Below are 649 nucleotides of genomic sequence, written 5' to 3'. Positions count from 1 at the left end.
CTGTTTTTTCATGGCTAACAACGCTAAGCGGGATGATAAAACAACTTGATAATGCGCTTGCTCTTTACTGACCGATAGCTGACTAAATGCGGTAACCACCCCATGAAGTGTGCGCCCGTCACTGATAGCCGGTAAGCCACCTAGTGAGCGTATTGCTTCTGTTAATGGCTGGTTTAAAAAGGGATTAAATGAGAAAGTGGCGTTTTGGTTAAGCAGTGAATCAATGGCAAGGGCTTTATCGGGACTGGTAAATTCAAGGGTATAATGCCACGGCTGGTTAAGCCGCTCATCGCCTTTAACCTGTAACACCGACACCGGCGAACTTAGCCCTCAACGGCTAAGGTATAGCGATTATGGCTCAGTTTTTTTAAATGACCCAATATCCCGTCATCAAGCTGCTCTAAAAGACGCTCTAACGCACTTGCCATGTTTTTTCCTTTCCTTATTTATTGATTTAATTAGAACAAAAGGGAATACCTTTGGTTTGTTGTTATGATTTAAATGGTTAATATTATTGCTTTTAGTTATTAAATATAGCTATCGAATGTAGTTATCTAATATAGTTATCTAATATCGCTTAGCTACCAAATATCGTTATTTGATTGATAATCTAAATAAGTTAAACAGCACCAATCATAGCGCATTTTAG

1 protein-coding gene is annotated in these 649 nt (G+C 39.0%); it reads right to left on the bottom strand.

Annotation, left to right across the window (positions count from 1 at the left end; all coding sequences use genetic code 11):
• Nucleotides 1–315 (bottom strand): contractile injection system protein, VgrG/Pvc8 family (locus A9G35_RS02925; RefSeq protein WP_176701373.1); only part of this gene is annotated, 315 nt, incomplete at its 3' end.
• Between the last annotated feature and the right edge of the window lie 334 nt (nucleotides 316–649).

Source organism: Gilliamella sp. Choc5-1 (assembly GCF_001690595.1).
GTDB lineage: Bacteria > Pseudomonadota > Gammaproteobacteria > Enterobacterales > Orbaceae > Gilliamella > Gilliamella apicola_M.
Note: the sequence above shows the minus strand (reverse complement) of the source record. Positions and strands in the feature narration are given on the sequence as shown.